The sequence below is a fragment of the Methylobacterium aquaticum genome, assembly GCF_001043915.1.
GTDB lineage: Bacteria > Pseudomonadota > Alphaproteobacteria > Rhizobiales > Beijerinckiaceae > Methylobacterium > Methylobacterium aquaticum.
The window spans coordinates 21,282-27,281 of record NZ_LABX01000004.1 but is presented as its reverse complement, the minus strand read 5'-3'; the positions used below and the strand labels follow the sequence as shown (position 1 = coordinate 27,281).

The 6,000-nt window shown below is 62.3% G+C and carries 6 protein-coding genes; all 6 read right to left on the bottom strand.

What is annotated here, in order from left to right:
* Nucleotides 1-234: 234 nt before the first annotated feature.
* The 6 genes from VP06_RS00635 to VP06_RS00615 all read right to left on the bottom strand — a co-directional run bounded on the left by VP06_RS00635 (nt 235) and on the right by VP06_RS00615 (nt 5,896).
* Nucleotides 235-1,233: a MaoC family dehydratase gene (locus tag VP06_RS00635; RefSeq protein ID WP_048461897.1), complete on the bottom strand. Its 999-nt coding sequence runs from the start codon at nt 1,231-1,233 to the stop codon at nt 235-237.
* 65 nt (nt 1,234-1,298) lie between these two features.
* Nucleotides 1,299-1,964, bottom strand: coding sequence for a deoxyribonuclease V (gene nfi / locus VP06_RS00630; RefSeq protein ID WP_048461896.1), 666 nt, complete (start codon nt 1,962-1,964; stop codon nt 1,299-1,301).
* A 45-nt stretch (nt 1,965-2,009) separates the two neighbouring features.
* Nucleotides 2,010-3,062, bottom strand: coding sequence for a hypothetical protein (locus VP06_RS35775; protein WP_156295381.1), 1,053 nt, complete (start codon nt 3,060-3,062; stop codon nt 2,010-2,012).
* Nucleotides 3,063-3,139: 77 nt separating this feature from the next.
* Nucleotides 3,140-4,237, bottom strand: coding sequence for a redox-regulated ATPase YchF (ychF, locus tag VP06_RS00625; protein ID WP_048461895.1), 1,098 nt, complete (start codon nt 4,235-4,237; stop codon nt 3,140-3,142).
* A gap of 285 nt (nt 4,238-4,522) precedes the next feature.
* On the bottom strand, nt 4,523-5,134 hold the full coding sequence (gene pth, locus VP06_RS00620) for an aminoacyl-tRNA hydrolase (protein WP_048461894.1): 612 nt from the start codon (nt 5,132-5,134) through the stop codon (nt 4,523-4,525).
* 93 nt (nt 5,135-5,227) lie between these two features.
* Nucleotides 5,228-5,896, bottom strand: coding sequence for a 50S ribosomal protein L25/general stress protein Ctc (locus tag VP06_RS00615; RefSeq protein WP_048461893.1), 669 nt, complete (start codon nt 5,894-5,896; stop codon nt 5,228-5,230).
* Nucleotides 5,897-6,000: the final 104 nt, after the last annotated feature.

Here is a 6,000-nt window from a genome sequence, read left to right as displayed (position 1 = left end):
GATGCCGAGCGCAGATGTCCGGGACCTTGGCCTTGGCCTTGGCGACAATGCGAGACCGCAACCGAAGGTCGTTTTCAATGACCGTTGGTATTACACGACAGTGGCATGAGGGTTGAGGGGATGAGCCCTCCCACCCGCAGCCTGATCCTGAGATGCCTGGCGATCATCGATCGCTGAGCCTCGAAGGAGGGCTCCGGAAGCGACGAATCGGTATCCATGTCGTCGGACAATGGTCTAACCGCCCCGGCTCGGCGCCAGCCACGCGCCCGCGAAGCGAAACACTGGCTCGCCGCGCTGGTTCGTGCCGGTCGCCGTGTGGCTGGCGATGCCCCAGCCCGGCCGTGTGCGGGAGAGACGCGCCCCGGTCAGCGTCACGTCGTAGCGGATCGTGTCGCCGGCATAGACCGGCTTCAGCCATTGCAGCTCGCGAAAGCCCGGCGAGGGACCGCCCTCGACCACCGCCTCGCCGCGCTCAATTGCCAGCGCCCGGCCGCGGTCGCGGCCCGCGACCATCCGTTTCATCCAGGCCGCCGCGGTGTGCCAGCCGGAGGCGCACAGGCCACCAAAATGCGTCTGCGCGGCCGCCGCCTCGTCGACGTGGAACGGCTGCGGATCGAAGGCGCGGGCAAAACGCAGGATGTCGTCGCGGGTGAAGTGATGCGCGCCGAGGTCGAAGGGCCGGTTCAGCGGCATGTCCTCCAGATAGGCCGAGGGCAGCGCCTCGCCCTCGGGCAACGCGGCCGGCGCCGGCTCCTCGGGCGGGCGCGGACGGGGCGGCAGGGGCGGCGTGCCGCGGCGGCCGAACATCGCCCAGAAATCCTGGGTCATCACCTCCTGGTCAGCGCCATTGTCAATCGCGAGCAGCACGCGCACGAAGCCGCGGTCGGCCTTGCTGCCGGAGGGCCGGCTTTCCGTCACGCTCATCCGCATCGTCAGGGCGTCACCGGGGCGGACCGGGCGCAGCCAGCGCACCTCCTCGATGCCGGGCGAGCCCATCGAACTCGATTGCAGGATGAAGCCGTCGGCGACGAGGCGCATGCCGAGCGCACAGGTATGCCAGCCCGAGGCGATCAGGCCACCGACGACGCTGTCCTTCGCCGCCGCCTGGTCGATGTGGAAGGATTGCGGGTCGAACTCGCGGGCAAAGCTCACGATGTCGTCGCGGCTCACCACCAGCGGCCCGACATCGAGCCGGAAGCCGGGTGTGAGATCCTCGAAGCAGTAGCGGGGCATGGGCGCGCGTCCGGCAGCGTTGCGGGCCGCCGGGCTAGCACGGCGAAGGTCCGACGCAAACGCCGTTACGCGAAAGCGCCCGCGGCCTTGTGGGCGAGGCGGATCGGCTCCGGCTGCCGGAATTTCGGTGCGCAGGCGAGCACCAGGGCGACGCTGGTCGGGATGTCGGCGAGGTGGCCCGGCGAGATGAACAACGGGTGCTTGCCCGTGCGGGTGCGGACCACCGCGCCGATCGTCTCGCCCCTGTCGATCAGCGGCTGGTGCGCGCCCTTCTCCTCGGCGAGCGGCGCGTTGCGGCCACAGAGCCGGGTCTTGCCGACGCCGATGGTCGGGCGCTGGAGCCACAGGCCCATATGGCTGGCGATGCCGATCCGGCGCGGATGCGCCGTGCCCATGCCGTCGAACAGGAACACGTCCGGCTCGGCCTTGAGCCGCCCGAACGCCTCCTCCAGCACCGGGCCCTCGCGGAAGCTGAGCAGGCCCGGCACATAGGGAAACGGCGTCGGCATCAGCGCGGTGACGGTCTCGACCACCCGGAAATCCGGATAGGTCGCGACCACGACCGCCGCCTGCGAGCGATCGGACTTCACGCTGACATCGACCCCGGCGACGAGCCGCACGGCGTCGAGGGCGAGGGGCCGATCGGCCACGATCTCGGCGGCGAGTTTTTTCTGCACAGTTCTAGCTTCGCAAATAGAAACATCCCACTGATGAATGCGCGTGACCTTCATTGATGTCTGCTCGTTTTATTAACCATAACTTATACAACAATTGTTCTAGCCGCAAAAAATAAACAATACACACTTCCAATCAATAATGTTTTTTACTTCATTTTTTACATATTCGTCTTGAGTATTTTCGAAATCGATGTATAATTTGCTCGCTCGCCTTCTTTCTGATTCGTTTTCTATGTAAGCTGCCAAGTTCGCCTCACCAAGATTCATAACAAGATCCTGTGCAATATTTACATTTGCGACTCCATTATAATACAAACTGACTTCCGATCCATCCGCTTGCAAAAATTCAAAAACGTAAAAGGAGTTGACATAGCTATTCATTTTACACGTTTCGTCGAATTCTTCTTTCAGAAACTTGTGTGCTCTTAGTATCCAATTGTTGATTAAAGCCAAATAAGGGCCTTCAAATATCACGATTTTCCTCGAAGGTCTACTGTATCCCAGCGACGAAACGCCATGCCTAGGAATTAAAATTCGAAAAATGGATTTGCGAGCGCATGATATATTTAAAACAACGTGACTCTCTCTTTTATGTCTAACATTGTAGATTGCACCACCTTTGTTATAAAAAACTACATTATTTTGGCCACTGGTGTCAGCAAATTGTAGATATTCGCCACTACTATGCGAAACATCGTTTTGCTTTGGTTGTTTTGGCACATTTTTTTGTATTTTTAAATCCTCATTAAATTTTTGATTTTGTTTCATTAAAAGCATCTTATTTAAGTTCATGATAATTTCAATTTTCTCTTTATCATTTAGCTGTCGTGCCTCCTTGAGAAAATTGCAAAGATTGCTCATCATCAATTGAGCAATAATAATTTCTTTAACATCAGGATATTTTTCATACAGATTTTTTGCGGCTTTTTGAGCCGAAACGGTTATACTCCCAGCACCCAGTCTTGCGATAGTTTGAGCAGAAGCTTTGGCCTCGACACTTACTTCCGAAGCCACCTGACTCGGAGGATCTGCACAAACAACCTGAGCAAACACGTCAAAAGAACCGATAAAAAAATAGAATAAAAATATAAAACGGGCGAAACCACAATATCTTAATAAAATTTTGAAAGCGGCACCCGAAACTATACCCATGCTCACTTCGCACTTCAATTTAGGGCGCGCAAAATGCGCACCCAAAATTCAACTCTTCGTAAATTAACCGAGTTTTTTCAGTTTGCAAACCGGAAATGCAGCACGTCGCCGTCCTGCACCAGGTATTCCTTGCCCTCGAGCCGGAGCTTGCCGGCCTCGCGGGCCCCGGCCTCGCCCTTCAGCGCCGTGTAATCGGCAAAAGCGATGGTCTCGGCCCGGATGAAGCCCTTCTCGAAGTCGGTGTGGATCACCCCGGCGGCGGCCGGCGCGCGGGTGCCCTTGGTGATGGTCCAGGCCCGGGCCTCCTTCGGGCCGACGGTGAAGTAGGTGATGAGCCCGAGCAGCTCGTAGCCGGCGCGGATCACCCGGTTCAGGCCCGGCTCGGCGAGGCCGACCGCCTCCAGATACTCGACCTGTTCGGCCGGGGGCAGCACCGCGATCTCGCTCTCGATCTTGGCCGAGACGACGACCGCCTTGGCGCCCTCCGCGGCGGCGCGGGCGAAGACCGCGGCCGAGTGGGCATTGCCCGAATCGGCCGAGCCCTCCTCGACATTGCAGACGTAGAGCACGGGCTTGGCCGTCATCAGGCCGAGCTGCGAGAACAGACGCTCCTCCTCGGCCTTGCGCTGGACGAGGCGGGCCGGCTTGCCGTCGCGCAGGAGCGGCAGGGCCCGCTGCACGAGATCGAGGACCTCCTTGGCTTCCTTGTCGGCGCCCTTGGCCTTCTTCTCCAGGGCGGTGAGGCGCTTCTCGAGGCTGTCGAGATCGGCCAGCATCAGCTCGGTCTCGATCGTCTCGATGTCGGCGATCGGATCGACCTTGCCCTCGACGTGGGTGACGTCGCCGTCCTCGAAGCAGCGCACGACATGCGCGATGGCGTCGACCTCGCGGATATTGGCGAGGAACTGGTTGCCGAGCCCCTCCCCCTTCGAGGCGCCGCGCACCAGGCCGGCAATGTCGACGAAGGTCAGGCGCGTCGGGATGATCTCCTTCGAGCCGGCGATCCGGGCGAGATCCTCCAGCCGGCTATCCGGCACCGCCACCTCGCCGACATTCGGCTCGATGGTGCAGAACGGGTAGTTCGCCGCCTGCGCCGCCGCGGTCTGCGTCAGCGCGTTGAAGAGCGTCGACTTGCCGACGTTCGGCAGGCCGACGATGCCGCATTTGAAGCCCATGAGATCAGTCCGTTCGATTCTCGAGAGCATTGTCCGACGAGGTGGATACCGGCTCGTCGCAGACAATGCGGCACAATCAAAGACCTAGAGCATTTTCCGACGAAGCGGATGCCGGTTCGTCGTAGAAAATGCAGCAAAATCAGAGAGCTAGAGCAGCTTCGCGATTGCAACGCAATCGTGAAGCGCTCTAGCGCACCACCCGATGGCAGCGCGATCGGGTGGTGCTCTAGAGACCGCCGGCCCGCGGCCGTGTTGCGTCGCCATTGCGATGTGGCGATGGCGGGGTCAAGCCGGCTTCTCGCCGACGCGCTTCACCTCGTCCCAGCCGCGCCCGGCCATGGCGACATGAACCTTGTTCTGGAAGCGGGCATCCTCGCCCGCGGCGAGCAGTTCGGCGCTGTCGGCCATCGCGTCGCACAAATCCTCGACCCAGGGGGTCTCGGCCTTGGCGAAGTCGTTGAGCACGTAGGCGTGAACCAGGGCCTTGTCGCCCGGATGCCCGATGCCGAGGCGGGCGCGCCAATACTCGTTGCCGCATTGCGCGGTGATCGAGCGCAGGCCGTTATGGCCGGCATTGCCGCCGCCCTTCTTCACCCGGAGCTTGGCCGGAGCCAGATCCAGCTCGTCGTGGAACACCACCACGTGCTCGAGGGGAATCTTGTAGAAGCGCTGCGCCTCGGCGACCGCCCGGCCCGACTCGTTCATGAAGGTCAGGGGCTTGAGGAGCAGCACGCGCTCCGTGCCGATCACCGCCTCGGTGCTGTCGCCCTGGAACTTGCGGCGCCACGGCGCGGCACGATGACGGCGCGCGATCGCGTCGAGCGCCATGAAGCCGATATTGTGCCGGTTGCCCGCATAGCGGGTACCGGGATTGCCGAGGCCGACAAACAGCCGCATGGCGACAGACAGCTCCCCGAAAACGCGAAAAGACGCCCCGGGTCTCGCGACCGGGGCGTCCCGATGACCGGTGAGGCCAGAGCCGAGACCGGCTCAGTCCTCCTTGGTCCCCTCTTCCGCGGCAGCCTCGGCGGCCGACTCGGCGCGGGCGGCCTCGGCCACGGCGGCCTCCTCGGCCTCGACCTCGGCGCCGAGCACCGTCGGCGGCACGAGGGTCGCGACGACCTCGGCCCCGTCGAGGATGAGGGTGGCGCCGGCCGGCACGGGCAGGTCGGAGACGTGGATGGTGTCGCCGATCGCCTTGCCGGTCAGGTCGACCGTGATGGCATCCGGGATCGACTCAGGGGCGACCTCGACCGCGACGGTGTGGTGCACCACGTTGAGCGTGCCGCCCTCCTGCTTGAGGCCGGGCGCCGCGTCCTCGTTGGTGAAGTGCACGGGCACCTGCACCTCGACCGACTGGCCGGCGACGACGCGTAGGAAATCGACATGCAGCGGCACGCCGCTGACCGGGTCGAGCTGGTAGTCGCGCGGGATCGCCCGGACCTTGCGGCCGCCGGCGCTGATCTCGAACACGGTGGTCAGGAAGCCACCGGCATAGATCAGGGTGCGGGTCCGAATGAGGTCGATGGCGATGGCCTGCGGCGGCTTGTTGCCCCCGTAGATGACGGCCGGTACCTGGCCCTGGCGACGAACGGCCCGGGCGGCCCCCTTGCCGACCCGGTCGCGTGCCACGGCCTCAAGCGGCTTCACGGCGCTCATGGCGTGATCCTTAAAATGGTGTGTGCGGATGGCTCAAACGCCGAAGGCCGCCCCCTCGAGGACGGCCCTGTGAACCGACGTCGCCACGCCCGTTCCCGTAAACG